This is a genomic window from Haloarcula sp. MBLA0138 (assembly GCF_055632455.1).
Map to the genome: position 1 here is coordinate 1,497,152 of NZ_CM145746.1, position 16,397 is coordinate 1,513,548.

The 16,397-nt window shown below is 70.3% G+C and carries 17 protein-coding genes; 11 read left to right on the top strand and 6 right to left on the bottom strand.

From position 1 onward, the window contains the following. Entirely contained in the window at positions 1 to 2,319 is a 2,319-nt protein-coding gene (locus ACV7JO_RS07955) for a methyl-accepting chemotaxis protein (RefSeq protein ID WP_470352872.1), read from the bottom strand. 138 nt (positions 2,320 to 2,457) lie between these two features. On the opposite strand from ACV7JO_RS07955, the gene ACV7JO_RS07960 reads away from it, so the two are divergent. The 4 genes from ACV7JO_RS07960 to ACV7JO_RS07975 all read left to right on the top strand — a co-directional run bounded on the left by ACV7JO_RS07960 (position 2,458) and on the right by ACV7JO_RS07975 (position 6,481). Continuing rightward, a complete protein-coding gene (locus ACV7JO_RS07960) occupies positions 2,458 to 3,894 on the top strand; it encodes a protein kinase domain-containing protein (RefSeq protein ID WP_470352873.1) in 1,437 nt (478 codons plus the stop codon). Further along, positions 3,884 to 4,609, top strand: a complete 726-nt coding sequence (locus ACV7JO_RS07965; protein ID WP_470352874.1) for a hypothetical protein — start codon at positions 3,884 to 3,886, stop codon at positions 4,607 to 4,609. Before ACV7JO_RS07960 ends, ACV7JO_RS07965 begins: the two co-directional genes overlap by 11 nt. Positions 4,610 to 4,647: 38 nt before the next feature. Next, positions 4,648 to 5,604 carry an NADPH:quinone reductase gene (locus ACV7JO_RS07970; RefSeq protein WP_470352875.1) on the top strand — a complete coding sequence of 319 codons (957 nt, stop codon included), beginning with the start codon at positions 4,648 to 4,650 and terminating at the stop codon, positions 5,602 to 5,604. Between the two features lie 166 nt (positions 5,605 to 5,770). Beyond that, positions 5,771 to 6,481 carry an SDR family oxidoreductase gene (locus tag ACV7JO_RS07975; RefSeq protein ID WP_470352876.1) on the top strand — a complete coding sequence of 237 codons (711 nt, stop codon included), beginning with the start codon at positions 5,771 to 5,773 and terminating at the stop codon, positions 6,479 to 6,481. Positions 6,482 to 6,511: 30 nt separating this feature from the next. Here ACV7JO_RS07975 and ACV7JO_RS07980 read toward each other — a convergent pair whose 3' ends face one another. Together ACV7JO_RS07980 and ACV7JO_RS07985 are read right to left on the bottom strand one after the other, a co-directional pair. Beyond that, positions 6,512 to 6,748 (bottom strand): DUF7120 family protein, encoded by a 237-nt coding sequence (locus ACV7JO_RS07980; RefSeq protein ID WP_470352877.1) that lies wholly within the window; start codon positions 6,746 to 6,748, stop codon positions 6,512 to 6,514. Between the two features lie 43 nt (positions 6,749 to 6,791). Next, entirely contained in the window at positions 6,792 to 7,799 is a 1,008-nt protein-coding gene (locus ACV7JO_RS07985; RefSeq protein WP_470352878.1) for a DMT family transporter, read from the bottom strand. A 212-nt stretch (positions 7,800 to 8,011) separates the two neighbouring features. Here ACV7JO_RS07985 and ACV7JO_RS07990 point away from each other — a divergent pair, with 212 nt between their 5' ends. Beyond that, a complete protein-coding gene (locus tag ACV7JO_RS07990; RefSeq protein ID WP_470352879.1) occupies positions 8,012 to 8,803 on the top strand; it encodes a helix-turn-helix transcriptional regulator in 792 nt (263 codons plus the stop codon). A gap of 13 nt (positions 8,804 to 8,816) precedes the next feature. Here the strand turns inward: ACV7JO_RS07990 and ACV7JO_RS07995 are convergent, their stop codons facing one another. After that, a complete protein-coding gene (locus ACV7JO_RS07995; RefSeq protein WP_470352880.1) occupies positions 8,817 to 8,975 on the bottom strand; it encodes a hypothetical protein in 159 nt (52 codons plus the stop codon). A 40-nt stretch (positions 8,976 to 9,015) separates the two neighbouring features. Next, the gene (locus tag ACV7JO_RS08000) at positions 9,016 to 9,639 is read right to left on the bottom strand and encodes a uracil-DNA glycosylase family protein (protein WP_470352881.1); all 624 of its coding nucleotides are present in this window, start codon (positions 9,637 to 9,639) and stop codon (positions 9,016 to 9,018) included. Between the two features lie 135 nt (positions 9,640 to 9,774). On the opposite strand from ACV7JO_RS08000, the gene ACV7JO_RS08005 reads away from it, so the two are divergent. The 4 genes from ACV7JO_RS08005 to ACV7JO_RS08020 all read left to right on the top strand — a co-directional run bounded on the left by ACV7JO_RS08005 (position 9,775) and on the right by ACV7JO_RS08020 (position 14,644). Further along, positions 9,775 to 11,325: an acyl-CoA carboxylase subunit beta gene (locus ACV7JO_RS08005; RefSeq protein WP_470352882.1), complete on the top strand. Its 1,551-nt coding sequence runs from the start codon at positions 9,775 to 9,777 to the stop codon at positions 11,323 to 11,325. A 2-nt stretch (positions 11,326 to 11,327) separates the two neighbouring features. Beyond that, positions 11,328 to 11,657: a DUF8022 family protein gene (locus tag ACV7JO_RS08010; protein WP_470352883.1), complete on the top strand. Its 330-nt coding sequence runs from the start codon at positions 11,328 to 11,330 to the stop codon at positions 11,655 to 11,657. A gap of 104 nt (positions 11,658 to 11,761) precedes the next feature. Beyond that, positions 11,762 to 13,609, top strand: a complete 1,848-nt coding sequence (locus ACV7JO_RS08015; RefSeq protein WP_470352884.1) for an acetyl-CoA carboxylase biotin carboxylase subunit — start codon at positions 11,762 to 11,764, stop codon at positions 13,607 to 13,609. Positions 13,610 to 13,699: 90 nt separating this feature from the next. Next, complete coding sequence (locus ACV7JO_RS08020; protein ID WP_470352885.1) at positions 13,700 to 14,644, top strand: biotin--[acetyl-CoA-carboxylase] ligase; 945 nt, start codon at positions 13,700 to 13,702, stop codon at positions 14,642 to 14,644. 35 nt (positions 14,645 to 14,679) lie between these two features. Here ACV7JO_RS08020 and ACV7JO_RS08025 read toward each other — a convergent pair whose 3' ends face one another. After that, positions 14,680 to 15,156, bottom strand: a complete 477-nt coding sequence (locus tag ACV7JO_RS08025; protein ID WP_470352886.1) for a universal stress protein — start codon at positions 15,154 to 15,156, stop codon at positions 14,680 to 14,682. A gap of 216 nt (positions 15,157 to 15,372) precedes the next feature. Between ACV7JO_RS08025 and ACV7JO_RS08030 the strand changes: the two genes are divergently transcribed. Together ACV7JO_RS08030 and ACV7JO_RS08035 are read left to right on the top strand one after the other, a co-directional pair. After that, complete coding sequence (locus ACV7JO_RS08030; protein WP_470352887.1) at positions 15,373 to 15,978, top strand: class I SAM-dependent methyltransferase; 606 nt, start codon at positions 15,373 to 15,375, stop codon at positions 15,976 to 15,978. Next, the gene (locus ACV7JO_RS08035) at positions 15,975 to 16,391 is read left to right on the top strand and encodes a DUF3054 domain-containing protein (protein WP_470352888.1); all 417 of its coding nucleotides are present in this window, start codon (positions 15,975 to 15,977) and stop codon (positions 16,389 to 16,391) included. The genes ACV7JO_RS08030 and ACV7JO_RS08035 overlap by 4 nt, the downstream gene beginning before the upstream one ends. The last annotated feature ends 6 nt before the right edge of the window (positions 16,392 to 16,397 follow it).

Genomic DNA, 16,397 nt, shown 5'->3' on the forward strand with positions numbered 1-16,397 from the left:
TCAGTCGTCGGTGGCGGCGGTCGTCTCGTCGGCGCTCGCGGCGGCGGCGGTTGCGACCTCGAAGCGGTCGAGTAGCGATTCCAGTTCGTCGGCGCGTCGGCCCAGTTCGTCGGCGGAGTCGGCCACCTGCGCGATAGAGGAAGACTGGTCCTCGGCGGCACCGGCGACCGTGTCGGCCTCCGTCGCCGTCTGTTGGCTGATGGCCGTCAGGTCGTCGATGGTCTCCATCACGTCCTGTGCGGTCCGGGCCTGTTCCTCGGTCGCCCGGTCAATCTCCTGAATGCCGGTGTCGACCTCCTCGGTGTACTCGACGATGGTCTCCAAGGCGTCGACGGCGTCCTCGACGGTCGCCACGCCCTCGGTGATGCGTTCGCTGGTCGACTCGATGGTGTCGACCGTGTCGCCGGCTTGGCTCTGGATGCGCTCGATGCGCTGTTCGATGTCGCCGGCGGCCGACTTCGTCTCCTCGGCGAGCCCCTTTATCTCGTCGGCGACGACGGCGAAGCCGGCCCCGTCACCGTCGGCGTGCGCGGCTTCGATAGAGGCGTTCAGCGCCAGCATGTTCGTCTGCTCGACGATGTCGGTGATGACGCTCACGATGTCGCCGATCTCGTCCAAGTCGTCGTCGAGGGCGTTGATCTCCTCGACGGTCGCGGCCGTCTCGGCGTCGATGGCGCTCATCTCTTCGATGGCCGCCTGTGCAGCCTCGCGGCCGTCCTCGCCGACCTCCGCGGCCGACTGGGAGGTGTCGGCGACCTCCTGTGCCGAGGAGGCGACCTCCTCGGCGGTCGCCGAGAGGTTCTCCATCTCCGAGGCCGCGTTCTGGAGGCGGTCGCTCTGCTCGGAGGTCCCCTCGAATATCTCCTGAATCGAGCGGGACACCTGCTGGCTGGCTTGGTCGACGCGCTCGGCGTTCTGTCCGACCCGGTTGCTGGACTGCATGACCTCGGCCGCGAACGCCTTCATGTCGGCGATGGTCTCCTCCAGCGCGGCCAGCGTAGCGTTGATTTCGGTTCCCACGTCGGCCATCGCGTCGCTCATACTGTCGTCGTCGACGCGGGCCGTGAGGTCGCCGTCCGCGGCGGCCCCCAAGGCGTCGCTGTACTGCTGGGCCTTCAGTTCGAGGTGGCTGGACAGCGCCTCCATCTCGTTTCGCTCCGTCTCGGCCTCCTCGCGGGCCTGTTCGGCGTCCTGCCGGGCCTGTTCGGCCTCCTCGCGGGCCGTCTCGGCCTCGGATATCTGTTCGCGGAGGGTATCCCGCATGTCGCCGAAGGCGGCGTAGAGCGTCCCGAACTCGTCTTCACGGGTCGTACTCAGGTCGACGTCGAGGTCGCCCTCGGCCATCGTCTCGGCCTTCTCCGAGAGGCGGCGCAGCGACGCGATGGTGCTGCCGCCGATGGTGACGCCGACGAGTCCGAGGTTGATGACCGCGAGCAGGACCAGTCCGACGAGGTCGGCGTTGATCTGGCTCCGCAAGGCGTAGGCCTGCTCGGGGTTGGAGTGAACCATCACCACCCAGTCGTGGCTCTCCAACCGGGTCAGTCCCATCAGCATCATGTCGGTCTCGACGAACTCGCTGTCGCCGGCCGACAGCGACGAGAGGGGCGTACCCTCGGCCGACGCGATGGGCGCGGTCGTCCCTATCAGCGACGCGTTCGGGTGCGCGACGAACGTCCCGTCGGTGCCGACAACAGTAGTGAAGGACCCCTCGCGCTGGTTCGACACCTCTTGGGCCTTCGCTTCGAGGTCGGTCATGTAGACCAGCATCCGGTCGGAGTCGGGCACCGGCGAGACGACCGCGACGATTGGGTGGTCGACGACGGAGACGGTGAACGGCTCCGTGACGTGCGTGTCGGCGGCCCCGTCGAACGCCGGCGGGTCCGTGGCGAAGGGCGCGCCCTGCTGGGCGGCGTTGACGCCGACGAACTGCGCGTCGGAACTGGCGAGAATCTCGCCGGAGCCGGTGTCGACGTAGTGGACCGCCACTACGTCGGGCGGTACCGCGTCGTTCTCGACTTTCGTCTCCAACGCCGTCTGAATCTCGCTGTCCGTGCCTTCGCGGAAGACGCGGTCGTCGGAGGCCGTCCTGACGTCCCGACGCACCGTCCGGAGCCACGCGTCGAGTTGGTCGCCCTGCGTGGCAGACAGCGCCGTTACGTCGTCGGCGACGTCCTCCTCCAGCGTCGCCGAGGCCTGCGTGCTCACTACTGTACCGAACGCCACGATGACGATGACGGCGAACGCCAGCGCCACCCCGAGGCGCGCGGCGTAGCTACCGCCGACGACACTCGGGAGGGGTGAATCCCTGTCTGTTGGCATTGGACAACCATAGGGCAAGGGTACTGTAAAGCGTTCGTACGCCATTTTCACGCGTGATAAGCGGCTGTTAGCGGGATCGGTTCCGGACCGGATTCGCCAAAACAGTGATACGTCCGTGCCGCCAACGTCTGACGACCGATGGCCGACGACGCGGACACCTCGGAGCCGAGCGCGCTCGTCGCGGACGTGCTCACGTCTCCCGACGCCGGCCGGGGCCGAGTCCCGGCGCTGTTGCACCTGCTCGACGTCGGCGACCGGCAGGTCCGCCTCGGCGCGGCGACGGCCCTCTGTGTCGTCGCCGAGGCCGACTCCGAGACCGTCCGGTCGCTGGTCGTGCCACTCGCCGACCGGGCCGGCGAGGACTCGCTTGCTGCGGCGCTGGCCGTGGAGTATCTGGCCGCCCGCTTTCCCGACACCGTCGAGGAGGCACTCGCCGAGCGCGGTGACGAGGCGGACCGGTCGGCGCTCGGCGGCGGGGGCACGCTCCGAGGCGGTCTCGGCAACCGCGACATCGGCCGGACGCGGCTGGCCGGCGCGGGCCTCTCGCCGGACCCCAGACGCGTCTACACCGACGACGAGAGCGACGAGGGCGACGGCGAGGCGGCCGACGCGACCGAGGACGACGACCCCGACGCGGCCGACGGGACCATCGGTGGCCGACCGACGGGCGGGCCCCTCGCCGACGACGCCGACTGGCTCGCCCTCGTCGAGTACGAGAGCGAGTTCGAGTCGCTGTCGGTTCTGGCCCCGCGCGAGCGTCGGCGCTACGACGACGTGTACCGAACTCTCGGGGTCGTCGGCGAGTCGGGGCTGTCGTCGACCGGCGTCGAGAGCGACGAACTCGGCGTGGGGCTCCGACTGCTGCACGCGTCCGACGACCCGGACGCAGCGTTTCTCGACGCGCTCGGGACCCGCCTCGACGACTGGCGGGCCGTCGCCGGGACGCGCAACGTCGTCACCGTCTACGACTGGAACGACGAACCTCGACCGTGGGTCGCGACCGCCTACACCGGCGAGACGCTGGCCGACCGCGACCGACTGCCGCCGGCCGAGGCCGCGTGGCACGCCGAGCGGCTGGCGACGGCCGTCGCCGAACTCCACGAGCGCGGCGTCGTCCACGCCGGCATCGACCCCGAAAACGTCGCCTACTACGGCAACGTCCTCGACGACTCCGAGCGCCAGCCGCCCCTGCTGGACAACGTCGGGCTCGTGCACGTCTACCGCTTCGCCGGCGACCCCGCGTCGTACCTCGACCCGCGCTACGCTGCCCCCGAGTTCTACGACCGCCGCTTCGGTCGGGTCGACCACGCGACGGACATCTACGGGCTGGGTGCGGTCTGTTACCGCCTGTTCACCGGGCGGTCCCCCTACGCCGGCGACTTCGGGGCCGTCAGGGACCGCGTCCTCGACGCCTCGCCGCCGACGCCCAGCGACGCAGCCGCCGTCCCCCGGGCCGTCGACGACATCGTCGGGAAGGCGATGGCGAAACAGAAGCTTACCCGCTACGAGACGGCCACGCACCTAGCGCAAGAGCTACGTGCCCTCCGGGAGCCACACGGAGACGATGCAGAGTGAGCTGGCCGTCGAGTTGCAGTTCGTGGCGGGGAACCCGAACCTCACGTTCATCTTCTTCGTCGCGCTGGCGCTGACGGCGACGCTCGGCGCTCGCTTCAGCTACTACGCCTACCGCAACCGACAGGCCAGCGACCTCGTCGCCGAACACCGCCTGTGGGACTACCTCGTCGTCGTCGGACTGCTGTCGGTCACCTTCGCCGCGCTCGGCCTCGTCGAAATCGTCACCACGCTCGTCGTCCCGGTCAAGCAGGCCCTGCTGGTCGGGACCGTCGCCCTGCTGGCGGTGACGATGCGCGTCCTCTATCGCAGCGTCGTCCCGACGGCCGCCGACGGCGGCGGGGCCGAGCGGCTGGCGACCCGAATCGGCTTCGTCGGCGTCGTGGCGGTGACCCTTGGCTTCCTGCTCGTCGGCCGCCACCCGCTGGTCGTCGCCGCGTCGGGCTTCTGTGCCGTCACGTTCGCGGCCGCCGGCTTCTCCTTCGGCCGGCGCGGGGCCGCCGAGACCCGCGTGCAGGGGACCGTCATCGACACGCTGTTGCGACACCTGCTTCCCGTCCTGCTGTTCGCGGCGCTGGTCCCAACCCTCGACCTCGCCACCCTCGCCGGCCTCGACCGCGCCGTCGTCCTCCACGTGCAGGTCGTCTTCGTCATCATGACCGCGACGACGCTGATGACCGCGACCATCAAGCTCCGGCAGAACCTCGCCACCCTCTGAGGGCAAGGGTTTTGGCCGGACCGGCCGACATTTCGGCTATGCGAGCAGTTCGCTTCCACGAACACGGCGGTCCCGAGGTACTTCGAGAGGACGACGTTCCGCGCCCGACACCGGCCGACGACGAGGTGCTGGTCGCCGTCGAGGCGGCGGCGGTCAACCCCGTCGACACCTACTTTCGAGCCGGTGACTACGAGCCCGGCGACCTCCCGTGGGTTCCGGGGTCGGACTGCGCCGGCACCGTCGCGGCCGTCGGCGAGGCCGTCGACGCCTACGCCGAGGGCGACCGCGTGTTCGCCACCGGGCTGGGCAACTGGCTGCCGGGGACCTGCGCCGAGTACGTCGCCGTCCCCGAGTCCCACTGCGCCGCACTGCCCGATTCGGTCGACTTCGAGACCGGCGCGGCGGTCGCGCTCGTCGGGGTCACCGCGTGGCAGACGCTCGTCGACGCCTGTGGGCTGGAGCCGGGCGAGCGGGCGCTGGTCCACGGGGGGAGTGGCGGCGTCGGCCACGTCGCGGTCCAACTGGCCGACGCGGCCGGCGCGCGCGTGACGACGACGGCCTCGCCGGCGTCCCACGACCGCCTGCGCGACCTCGGGGCCGACGACGTCTTCGACTACCGGCGCGACGACCTCGCGGAGGCGGTGCGGGCGGCCGGCGAACCGGACGTGATACTGGACCACCGCCTCGACGACTACCTCGCGTTCGACACGGACGTGGCGGCCCAGAGCGCCCGCATCGCCGCCATCGGCAACACCGACCTCGCGGCGACCTTCGAGAACGTCCCGCAGTGCCGGGCCAAGGACCTCTCGGTCCACCACGTCTCGATGTTCAACACGCCGGCCTTCGGCGACGTGTTGGGGCGGTTGGCGACGCTCATGGCCGACGGCGACCTCACCGCCGCGGTCGCCCGCGAGTACCGCCTCGCGGAGGTGGCCGACGCCCACGAGGACGTGCTGGCCGACAGCTTCTTCGGAAAACTGGTCGTGACGCCCTGAGCCGGCGACAGCGGCGACGCGGGGCCACCGTATCGGCCGTACCGGCTGCACCGACCGCATCGACCCACCGGCCGCGCCGACTGCACCGGCTGCACCGACTGCACCGACCCACCGGCCGCGCCGACCGCCTGCGGGTTTTATCCGCCGGCCGCGCGTCCGCTAACGTATGTCTGTCGAGTTCGACTTCGGCGGCGACGTGGCACTGGTGACCGGCGTCGGCGGGGCGCTCGGGAGTTCCGTCGCGGCGGCCTTCCTCGACGCCGGCGCGACGGTCTGTGGTGCGGACGTGGTCGGCCCGGACAGCGAGGACTTCCAGTTCGAGGACCCCGACCGCCTCGACTTCCACCGGGGGGACTTCACCGACGAGGACGACGTGGCCCGCGTCGTCGGGGACGTGGTCGACGAACACGGCCGCCTCGACTACCTGCTCAACGTCGCCGGGACGTGGCGCGGCGGGACCCCGATAGACGAGACCGACGCCGACACCTTCGACTTCCTGTTCGGCGTCAACCTCAAGACGATGTTTCTCGCGTCGAAACACGCGCTCCCGCACCTCCGGGAGACCGAGGGCGCTGTCGTCTCCGTCTCGGCGCGGGCCTCGCTGGAGGGCGGCGAGGGCGACGGCATCTACCGGGCGACGAAAGCCGGCGTGCGCCTGCTGACCGAGACCGTCGCGGCGGAGAACCTCGGGACGGTGCGGGCAAACAGCGTGTTGCCCAGCGTCATCGACACCCCGATGAACCGCGAGATGATGCCCGACGCGGCGTTCGACGAGTGGGTCGACCCCGACGACATCGCCGCCGTGATGCTGTTTCTCTGCTCGGGCGCGGCGACCGTCACCAGCGGCGCGGCGGTACCCGTCTACGGCGAGGCGTAGGCGGCGTCAGCCGGCGTGTCGCCCGCCGTCTCAGAACCCGTAGCCCTCGTCCTCGTCGCGCGCCGCGGGGTCCTGCCGGTCGCCGGTCATCTCGGCGAACATGTCGTCGGTCTCGTCGTCGTCCTCGGTCGTGACCGTGTAGGCCGCGATACCCTGTTCGAGGAGGTCCTCGACGGCTTTCTCGCGGTCAAGGAAGTCGCCCTGTTCGACCAGTCGTTCGATGTCGTTCAGCGTCCTGTCGGAGAGAGAGACGGTGACTCGGCTCACGGCGGCGGTTATTCGTACGCGTACATAAGTCCTTCCCGCGTGGTCAGTCCGACTCGAAACCGCGCGGGTCGTCGCCGACGCCGAAGGACTCGGTCGCCTCTTCGTCGGGCCAGTCGGCGTCGGCCCCGCCGACGAACGACCGCACCCCGTCGGCCAGTGACCCGAGGTCGACGGCCTCGCTGCCCAGCACGGCGAACCCGACGAAGATGGTCAGGAACCCCGCGGCGGCCGTCGACGAGACGGTCTCGCCCAGCAGCGCCCACCCGCCAAGCGTGGTCACCGCGGGCACGACGTAGAACACGACGTTGGCGTCGGTCGCGCCGACCCGGTCGAGCAGGCCGAAGTAGGCGATGTAGGCCACCGCGCCGGCGAGCAGGCCGACGTACAGCAGCGCCGTCACCGCCGCGGGTGTCCAGACGACGCTGGCGACGGTCTCGCCGGCCGAGAGGCTGAGCGCGTGACACAGCGCGGCGGCGAAGGGCAGTCCCCACGCGGTCCGGACGGTGCTGTCGAGGTCGGCGTCGGCCCGCCGGACGAGGACGCTCCCCAGTGCCGCGCTGACCGCGCCGACGAACAGGACGGCCTTGCCGACACCGCCCGACAGGAGCGTTGCCGGGTCGGGACTCACGACGAGGGCGACGCCGACGAGGCCAAGCGAGAGTCCGACCGCGCCGCGGGCCGAGAGCCGCTCGTCTGAGAGCAACAGAGCGGCGAACACCGGCGTCAGAACGGGGTTCAGACTGAAGACGATTGCCGCGACGGCGCTGGTCGCGTACTGCTGGCCGACGAACAGGAGCGCGTTCGCCAGTCCGATGGTGAACACGCCGGTAGCGAGGACACCGGCTACGTCGGCCCGCGTCCGCGGCAGGAACTCGGCGGGCGTACGAGTGAGCGCGGCGTAGCCCAGCAGCGCGGCGGCGGCCACGTCGAACCGCAGCGCGACGAACAGGAGCGGCGGGAAGTACGCCAGTCCGGCCTTCGCCGCGACGAACGTGCCGCCGAACAGGACGCTGGCGAGCGCGCCCAGCGCGAGCGTCCGGCGAGCGACCATCAGCGGGACACCTCCGACGGCGCGCAACCACGAGAGATGACGGAATCGAGCGAAGAGGACATCGTACCAAAGCGTACGGTACAGGTCCTTATAGACCCGTTCAGAAAATATTACGCGGCGGGAAACGGGCGACGCCGCGCGGGCGGTTTTCACGGTGTGAAATATTTTCACGGGCCGAAACCGCTTTCCCTCGCGCCCGCGTGGGGACGGGTATGGAATCAGCGCTGTCGGAGGTGGAGTTCCTCGCGCTGTCGGCCAACCGCGTCGAGGTATTGCGCCTGCTGGCGGCGGGTCGCCACACCCGGCGGGGACTGGCCGACGAGACGGGCGCGTCACAGGCGACGCTGGGGCGCATTCTGGAGGACTTCGAGGAGCGCAGTTGGGTCCGGCGGGCCGACGGGGGGTACGTCGCCACGGCGACGGGCCGACTCGTCGCCGAGGGGGTGACCGACCTGCTCGACATCCTCGAAACCGAACAGGAACTGCGGGGTATCGTCCGCTACCTCCCGACCCACGCGATGGACTTCGACCTGCGTCACCTCGCCGACGCCACCATCACGACGCCGACCCAGACGCGGCCGAACGCGCCGCTCCAGCGCGTGCTGGACCTGATGCGCGAGTGCGACGAGATACGGCTGTTCTCTCACGCCTTCAACGAGCAGAGTCTCACCGTCGCCCGCGACCACGTCACCGACGGCGGGCGGCTGAAGGGCGTTTTCTCCCGGTCGGCCATCGACGCCTTGGCCGAGGACGCGCAGTTGCGGGCGACGCTTACGGACCTGCTCGCGGCCGAAGACGCGCAGGTGCGGGTCCGCGAGGAGGGCATCCCGCTGGCGGTCAGCATCGTCGACGGCGTCGTCCACCTCCTGTTGCGCGACGAGAACGGCGTCCTGCGGGCCTCCGTCGACACGGACGCGACGGCGGTCCGGTCGTGGGCCGACGACACGTTCGACCACTACTGGCGGACGGCGACGCCGGTCGACGCCGATGCTCTCGGCGAGTAACGCCGCCGCTCGCTCATTCGGGCGGGTCGCGCGGGCCGGCGTCGTCCGAGAGGAAGATGCTGTCCTGCGTGGGGTCGAAGTACACTTCCAGCGCGCGCAGCGTCCCGGCGTAGGCCGCTATCATCACGAACGCGAACGCGACCAGTGCGGGCAGAAGCAAGTGGAGGACCATCGCGGCGGGGTTCGACCGCCCGAGTCAAGTACGCACCGGTCTACCGGACGCGCCACGCCGCGTCGCCCGGCAGGAACCGGCCGAGTTCGGCCTCGCGGCGGTAGTCCGTCTGTCGGAGCGCCACCAGCGCGTCGACGAGGCGGCGCTCGTCGTCGTCGGTCCACGCCGCGGGTTCCTTGATGGGGTAGACCAGCCAGCCGCTGCCGACGACCTCCGTCGCGTGGCGCGCGTCCATGTCGATGTCGTCGGTCGGCTCCGAGGTCATGTTGGCGAACACCCAGCGGGTCGCCCGCTCGCCGACGGGGAGCAGGACGTGGGCGGTGATGGCCCGGACCGCGGAGTCGAGCAGCGGCTCCTGCTCGGCGTAGTCGGCGTCGGTCGGCGTCCGGTCCCCGCACATGTACAGGTACGAGAGGTACGTCTGCTCGACGGTCGGGGGCGTCCCGGCCGCCGAGAGCAGGCCGGCCTCGACCAGCGCCCGCTGGAGGCGCTCGCCGGCCTCGCTGTCGGTAAACGGGATGCCCGACTCCAGTCCACCGTGGACGCGAGGGTGGTCGCCGACGACGTGGAAGTGGGCGTTGGCGTCGCCGTAGCCCGGGACGAACGGCTCACAGGGTGGCTCGAAGCCGAAGGGGTTGTGCTGTGTGGCCGCGATGTTCTTCACGCGCGGTCAGACGTTACACCCCCCCTAAACTCCGACGGTTCGGTCTATCACGGTCGATGCTTCGGATTCGGTAACGCTTTTCTCGGACGCCCTCGACGGGGCGTGTATGTGCTGGTCCGGGAGCCGTGATGCCGCGTGAGCCACGACGACCGCGTCGAGGACCTCCGCGAGCGCAAGGCCGAGGCCGAGCGTGGCGGCGGCGAAGAACGCATCGAGTCCCAACACGAGAAGGGGAAACTGACCGCCCGCGAGCGCATCGACTACTTCCTCGACGACGACACGTTCGTCGAGGTGGACGCGCTGCGCGAGCACCGCTCGACGAACTTCGACATGGACGAGAAGCGGCACCCCGGCGACGGCGTCGTCGTCGGCTACGGGAAGGTAAACGGCGAGCGCGTCTACGTCTTCGCCCACGACTTCACCGTGTTGGGCGGGTCGCTGGGCGAGGCCTTCGCCCAGAAGGTCTGTAAGGTGATGGACAAGGCCATCGAGAACGGCGCGCCCATCATCGGGCTGAACGACTCCGCCGGCGCGCGGATTCAGGAGGGTATCGACTCGCTGGCGGGCTACGCCGACATCTTCCACCGCAACCAACAGGCCAGCGGCGTCGTCCCGCAGATTTCGGCCATCATGGGGCCGTGTGCCGGCGGCGCGGTGTACTCGCCGGCCATCACGGACTTCGTCTACATGGTCGAGGAGACGAGCCACATGTTCATCACCGGCCCTGACGTCATCGAGACGGTCACCGGCGAGGAGGTGGGCTTCGACGAACTCGGCGGGGCCAACACCCACGCCACGGAGTCGGGGGTGGCACACTTCACCGCCGCCGACGAGAAGGCCGCGATGGACGACATCCGCTACCTGCTGTCGTATCTCCCGCAGAACAACGTTCAGGACCCGCCCCGCGTCGACCCGTGGGACGACCCCGAGCGCCGGGACGAGACGCTGGTCGACACCGTCCCCGACGCGCCACAGAAGCCCTACGACATGGTGGACGTGGTCGGCGGCGTCGTCGACGAGGGGTCGTTCTTCGAGGTGGCCGAGGACTTCGCCCGCAACATCGTCACCGGCTTCGGGCGGCTCGACGGCTACTCCGTCGGCGTCGTCGGCAACCAACCGCGGGTCAACGCCGGGACGCTGGACATCGACGCCTCCCGGAAGGGGGCGCGGTTCGTCCGCTTCTGTGACGCGTTCAACATCCCCATCCTCACGTTCGTCGACGTGCCGGGGTTCATGCCCGGCAAGGACCAGGAGCGTGACGCCATCATCAACCACGGCGCGAAGCTGCTGTACGCCTACAGCGAGGCGACGGTGCCGCTGCTGACGGTCATCACGCGCAAGGCCTACGGCGGGGCCTACGACGTGATGGCCTCGAAACACATCGGCGCGGACGTGAACTACGCGTGGCCCACCGCCGAGATAGCCGTCATGGGGCCACAGGGCGCGGTCAACGTCCTCTACGACGACGAACTCGAGGCCGCCGAGGACGTGGAGGCCCGCCGGCAACAGCTCATCGACGAGTACCGCGACGCCTTCGCCAACCCCTACACCGCCGCCGAACGGGGCTTCGTCGACGACGTGCTCGAACCGCGCGACACCCGCCCGCGGCTGGTCGAGGACCTCGACTTGCTGCGGGGCAAGCGGAAGGACCAGCCCGACCGCAAACACGGCAACATCCCACTGTGACGATGGCTACTGAGACAGACACCGACACCGACATGGACGCCGGACCGACCGTCGACGCCGACCTCGTCGCCGAGATAGCCGCGCAGGTGCCCGACGCCGCGCTCGACGAGGCCGCGGCCATCGCCGTCGCCGTCGGCGCGCACCTGACCGACCAACAGCGGGCGGCCGCTGCGGCGGCCGCCGCGGCCGCGGGCGGCGAGACCGAGACGTGGGACGGGAAGGAGTGGTCGTTCTCCGAGCGCGTCGCGGGCACGCAACACCGCCACGTCCGCGTCCGCGAGGAGGCACCCACCGACCCGTGGAGCGCGGCGGGGCGGACCGAGCGGATGTAGCGGCGCGCCGACGGCCGTGAGCCGCGGTCGCCAGCGGCGGTTCTCGTCGGCGTTCTGACACCGCGCAGGGTAGTTTTATGGGCCGACTCTCGGTATGGGGGTGTATGTTCGACAAGGTGCTCGTCGCCAACCGCGGGGAAATCGCGGTGCGCGTCATGCGTGCGTGCGAGGAGTTGGGCATCGGTACAGTCGCGGTTTACTCCGAGGCGGACAAACATGCCGGGCACGTCCGGTACGCCGACGAGGCGTACAACGTCGGCCCGGCCCGCGCGGCGGACTCGTATCTCGACCAAGCGGCCATCGTCGACGCCGCCAAGCAGGCCGGTGCCGACGCCATCCACCCCGGCTACGGCTTCCTCGCGGAGAACGCCGACTTCGCCGAGCGTGTCGAGGAGACCGAAGGGGTCGTCTGGGTCGGCCCCGAGAGCGGGCCGATGGAGTCGCTGGGCGAGAAGACCAAGGCCCGCACCATCATGCAGGCCGCGGACGTGCCCATCGTCCCCGGGACGACCGACCCCGTCGACGACCCCGAGGAGGTCGTCGCCTTCGGCGAGGAGAACGGCTTCCCCGTCGCTATCAAGGCCGAGGGCGGTGGCGGCGGCCGCGGGATGAAGATAGTCCACGACCCCGACGAGGCCGCGGAGCAACTCGAAAGCGCCAAGCGCGAGGGCGAGGCCTACTTCTCGAACGACTCCGTCTACCTCGAACGCTACTTGGAGAACCCCCGCCACATCGAGGTCCAGATAATCGCCGACCACCACGGCAACGTCCGCCATCTGGGCGAGCGGGACTGCTCGCTCCAGCGTCGCCACCAGAAGGTCATCGAGGAGGGCCCCTCGCCGGCGCTCTCGGACGACCTCCGGGAGAGAATCGGCGAGTCGGCCCGCCGCGGGGTCCGGGAGGCCGGCTACTACAACGCCGGCACCGTCGAGTTCCTCGTCGAAGAGGACACCGAGCGCGAACCGGGCGAACTGCTCGGCGACGACACGAACTTCTACTTCCTCGAAGTCAACACGCGCATTCAGGTCGAACACTGCGTCACCGAGGAGATAACCGACATCGACATCGTGAAGTGGCAGCTCAGGGTGGCGATGGACGAGGAGATAACCTTCTCGCAGGACGACGTGGAGATAGAGGGCCACGCCATGGAGTTCCGCATCAACGCGGAGAACGCCGCCGACGACTTCGCGCCGGCGACCGGCGGGAGCCTCGACACGTACGACCCGCCGGGGGGTATCGGCGTCAGGCTCGACGACGCGCTCCGGCAGGGCGACGACCTCGTCACCGACTACGATTCGATGATAGCGAAACTCATCACCTACGGTGGCGACCGCGAGGAGTGCATCCAGCGGGGCAAGCGCGCGCTCGCGGACTTCGACATCGAGGGTATCCCGACAGTCGTCCCCTTCCACCGCCTGATGCTCACCGACGACGCGTTCGTCGGGGGCACCCACACCACGAAGTACCTCGACGAACACCTCGACCGCTCGCGCATCGAGGAGGCCCAAGAGCGGTGGGGCGGCGACGCCACCGGCGAGAGCGGCGACGACGAGGAGGTCGTCGAGCGCCAGTTCACCGTCGAAGTCAACGGCAAGCGCTTCGAGGTCGACCTCGAAGAGCAGGGCGCGCCCGCCATCGACATCGGCGACGTGGACGCCGGGGACGGGAGCGGCGGCAACCGGCCACAGCGTCCCGACGCCGGCGGCTCCGACGGCGACGGCGGCGGCTCCAGCGCCGAGGGCCAAGAGGTCACCGCGGAGATGCAGGGGACCATCCTCGAAGTCAACATCGACGAGGGCGACGAGGTCGAGTCCGGCGACGTGCTCTGCGTGCTCGAAGCGATGAAGATGGAAAACGACATCGTCGCCGAGCGCGGCGGGACGGTCAATCAGGTCGCGGTCGGCGAGGGCGAATCCGTCGACATGGGCGACCTCCTGTTCGTCATCGGCTGATAGCTCGCGCCGACACCCGCGGGCGGTTCGAGTCGACCGCCCGACCGCGTCGCCCACCGCTTTTTACCGCCCGCCGTCGAATGGACGGGCATGCAAACAACGCGCCACCGCGTGCTGGACGCGCTCGCCGACGGCCCGGTCTCCGGGCCGGCGCTGGCAGAGGACCTCGGCATCTCCCGGTCGGCGGTCTGGAAACACGTCGAGGCGCTCCGGGAGACGGGCTTCGAGGTGACGAGCGGCGACGACGGCTACGCGCTGGCGTCGGTCCCGGAGTTCGGCGGCCCCGCCGTCGAGTACGGGCTGGACGCCCCCTTCGAGGTGGAGTACCACGACAGCATCCCGAGTACGAACGCCCGGGCGCGGGAGCTCGCGGCTGAGGGGGCGACCGACACCGTCGTGCTGGCCGACGAGCAGACCGGCGGCCGCGGGCGACTGGACCGCGAGTGGGCCTCGCCCAGTGGGGGCGTCTGGCTCTCGATACTCGTCCGGCCGGACGTGCCGATGGCCCACGCGCCCGTGTTCACGCTCGCGGCCGCCGTCGCGGTCACGCGGGCCGCTCGCGAGGCCGGCGTCGAGGCCGGTATCAAGTGGCCCAACGACGTGCTCGTGCCGGGCCCCGGCGGCGGCGAGCGGAAACTGGTCGGCGTCCTCACCGAGATGGAGGGGGAGGCCGACCGCGCCTCGTGGGTGGTCGTCGGTATCGGCGTCAACGCCAACGTCGACCCCGCGGACCTGCCCGGCGGGGCGAACCCGACCAGCCTCCTCGCGGAGCGGGGCGACCCGGTCGACAGACGTGTGTTCACCCAGCGCGTACTGGAGTCGTTCGACGCGCTCCGGGGCGACCCCGACGGCGTCCTCGATGCGTGGCGGGAGTACGCGACGACGCTGGGGCGGCGGGTCCGCGTCGAGACGCCGAGCGGCACCGTCGAGGGCGAGGCCGTCGACGTGGCGTTCCCCGGCGCGCTGGTCGTCGAGACCGACGACGGCCGGCAGACGGTCTCGGCGGGGGACTGCGACCACCTGCGACCGGTCTGAGGTGGACGACGAGCGGGTGAGGCGTCGACCGGCAATTACTCCGGCGGTCCCGCCGTCGTCGCCTCGCCGGCGGACTCGTCGCGGGTCGCGCCGACGGGTACCGTCACGACCGGAACGCCAGCGCCCCTGACGACGCGCTCGGCGACACTCCCGAGCAGGAGGCGGTCGATGCCGCCGCGGCCGTGGGTCCCCATCACGACGATGTTACAGTCGTGTTCCCGGGCGTAGTCGACTATCTCGCGGCTCGGCGTTCCCTCTCTGGTCCCGGTCCGGACCGGGACGGTGCCACAGGCCTGTTCCAGCGCGGCCAGCGCCTCGTCGCCCTCTTCCCCGAGCAGGCCGGTGACGCCGTCCCACGCCGACCCCGCCGGGAGGGTGGCGGGCCGGCCCGTATCGACGACGTACAGCCCGTGTATCTCGCTTCCGTGTGTCTCCGCCAGCCCCACGGCGTGGTCGATCACCGCCGTCATCGCCGGGGACCCGTCCGTCGGCACCAGTATGCGGTCGTACATGCCCCCCGGTAGGGCGGCCGCGCGCTTAGATAGTGAGGATTGTTAACGGGCGGTAGGGTCGGCGTTCTTCGGTCGCTCGCACGGTAATGCGACCCGTCAGTGTATCGTGGCAACCGAGTCAGAGCGTCCGCGCGAGCGCCGAACCCGGCTTGGAGGAGCGGTCACCGGTCACACCGTCCAGTGGCTTCATGCGTTCGAAGCCCCGTATCACGGAACATGCACGACGTGGGGTCGTTCGACCGCTTCGCGCCGGTGTACGACCGCCTGATGCCGCGGGCGCGGGCGTCGAAACTCGACGCGGGGCTCGCGCTGGCGACACGGGACGTAGAGCGCATCCTCGACGTAGGCGGCGGCCCCGGGCGTGCGGTCCGGCGGGTCGACGCGCCCGAGCGGGTCGTCGTCGACGCGGCCCGCGGGATGCTCCAGCGGGCCCGCGGCCACGGTCTCGGCGCGGTCGCTGGCGACGCGACGCGACTCCCGGTCGGCGACGAGCGGGTCGACGCCGTTCTCGTCGTCGACGCGCTCCACCACATGCGCCCGCTCGATGCAGTCGTCGCCGAGGCGGCGCGGGTCCTGCGTCCCGGCGGCGTCCTCGTCGTCCGCGAGTTCGACCCGACGACGGTCAGGGGCCGGGCGCTCGCCGCGGCCGAACACCTCGTCGGCTTCGAGTCGCGGTTCGTCGCGCCGGAGGAACTGGCGACGGCGTTCGCGGACGCCGGCCTGTCGCCGACGGTCACCGAGCATGGGTTCGCCTACACCGTCGTCGGTCACCGGGAAGACGGGGAAGATGAAAGTAGGCCGAGCGACGAGGGTGGAACATGAGCGTCTCCACAGCCGCCCGAGGGCGGGTCGACGTCTCGGCGACGACGGCGGTCCTCGCGGTCGGCGACGTACTGGCGATAACGCTGTTCGTCGCGGTCGGGGAGTACACGCACGGCTACGACCCGCTAGTCCACGTGGGTCGAGTGGCCGGGACGCTGGCACCGTTTCTCGTCGGGTGGACGGTCGTCTCGCTGGCGAGCCGGCAGTACACGACCGCGCTCACCCAGTCGGTCCGTACCGCGCTGACGCGGACGTTCGCCTCGTGGGTCGTCGCCGTGGCTATCGCCCAGTTACTCAGGTCGACGGCGGTGTTTCACGGCGGCGCGGCGCTGACCTTCGCGCTCGTCTCCGTCGCTGTCGGCGGGACGTTACTCTGTCTGTGGCGGGCGGCCGCGACGCTGTTTCTCCGATAGTCCGTC

What these genes read in the sequence shown, in the direction of transcription:
- ACV7JO_RS07955 (WP_470352872.1), bottom strand. Translation starts at nt 2,319, where the DNA reads ATGCCAACAGACAGGGATTCACCCCTCCCGAGTGTCGTCGGCGGTAGC.
- ACV7JO_RS07960 (WP_470352873.1), top strand. Translation starts at nt 2,458, where the DNA reads ATGGCCGACGACGCGGACACCTCGGAGCCGAGCGCGCTCGTCGCGGAC.
- ACV7JO_RS07965 (WP_470352874.1), top strand. Translation starts at nt 3,884, where the DNA reads ATGCAGAGTGAGCTGGCCGTCGAGTTGCAGTTCGTGGCGGGGAACCCG.
- ACV7JO_RS07970 (WP_470352875.1), top strand. Translation starts at nt 4,648, where the DNA reads ATGCGAGCAGTTCGCTTCCACGAACACGGCGGTCCCGAGGTACTTCGA.
- ACV7JO_RS07975 (WP_470352876.1), top strand. Translation starts at nt 5,771, where the DNA reads ATGTCTGTCGAGTTCGACTTCGGCGGCGACGTGGCACTGGTGACCGGC.
- ACV7JO_RS07985 (WP_470352878.1), bottom strand. Translation starts at nt 7,799, where the DNA reads ATGGTCGCTCGCCGGACGCTCGCGCTGGGCGCGCTCGCCAGCGTCCTG.
- ACV7JO_RS07990 (WP_470352879.1), top strand. Translation starts at nt 8,012, where the DNA reads ATGGAATCAGCGCTGTCGGAGGTGGAGTTCCTCGCGCTGTCGGCCAAC.
- ACV7JO_RS07995 (WP_470352880.1), bottom strand. Translation starts at nt 8,975, where the DNA reads ATGGTCCTCCACTTGCTTCTGCCCGCACTGGTCGCGTTCGCGTTCGTG.
- ACV7JO_RS08010 (WP_470352883.1), top strand. Translation starts at nt 11,328, where the DNA reads ATGGCTACTGAGACAGACACCGACACCGACATGGACGCCGGACCGACC.
- ACV7JO_RS08015 (WP_470352884.1), top strand. Translation starts at nt 11,762, where the DNA reads ATGTTCGACAAGGTGCTCGTCGCCAACCGCGGGGAAATCGCGGTGCGC.
- ACV7JO_RS08020 (WP_470352885.1), top strand. Translation starts at nt 13,700, where the DNA reads ATGCAAACAACGCGCCACCGCGTGCTGGACGCGCTCGCCGACGGCCCG.
- ACV7JO_RS08025 (WP_470352886.1), bottom strand. Translation starts at nt 15,156, where the DNA reads ATGTACGACCGCATACTGGTGCCGACGGACGGGTCCCCGGCGATGACG.
- ACV7JO_RS08030 (WP_470352887.1), top strand. Translation starts at nt 15,373, where the DNA reads ATGCACGACGTGGGGTCGTTCGACCGCTTCGCGCCGGTGTACGACCGC.
- ACV7JO_RS08035 (WP_470352888.1), top strand. Translation starts at nt 15,975, where the DNA reads ATGAGCGTCTCCACAGCCGCCCGAGGGCGGGTCGACGTCTCGGCGACG.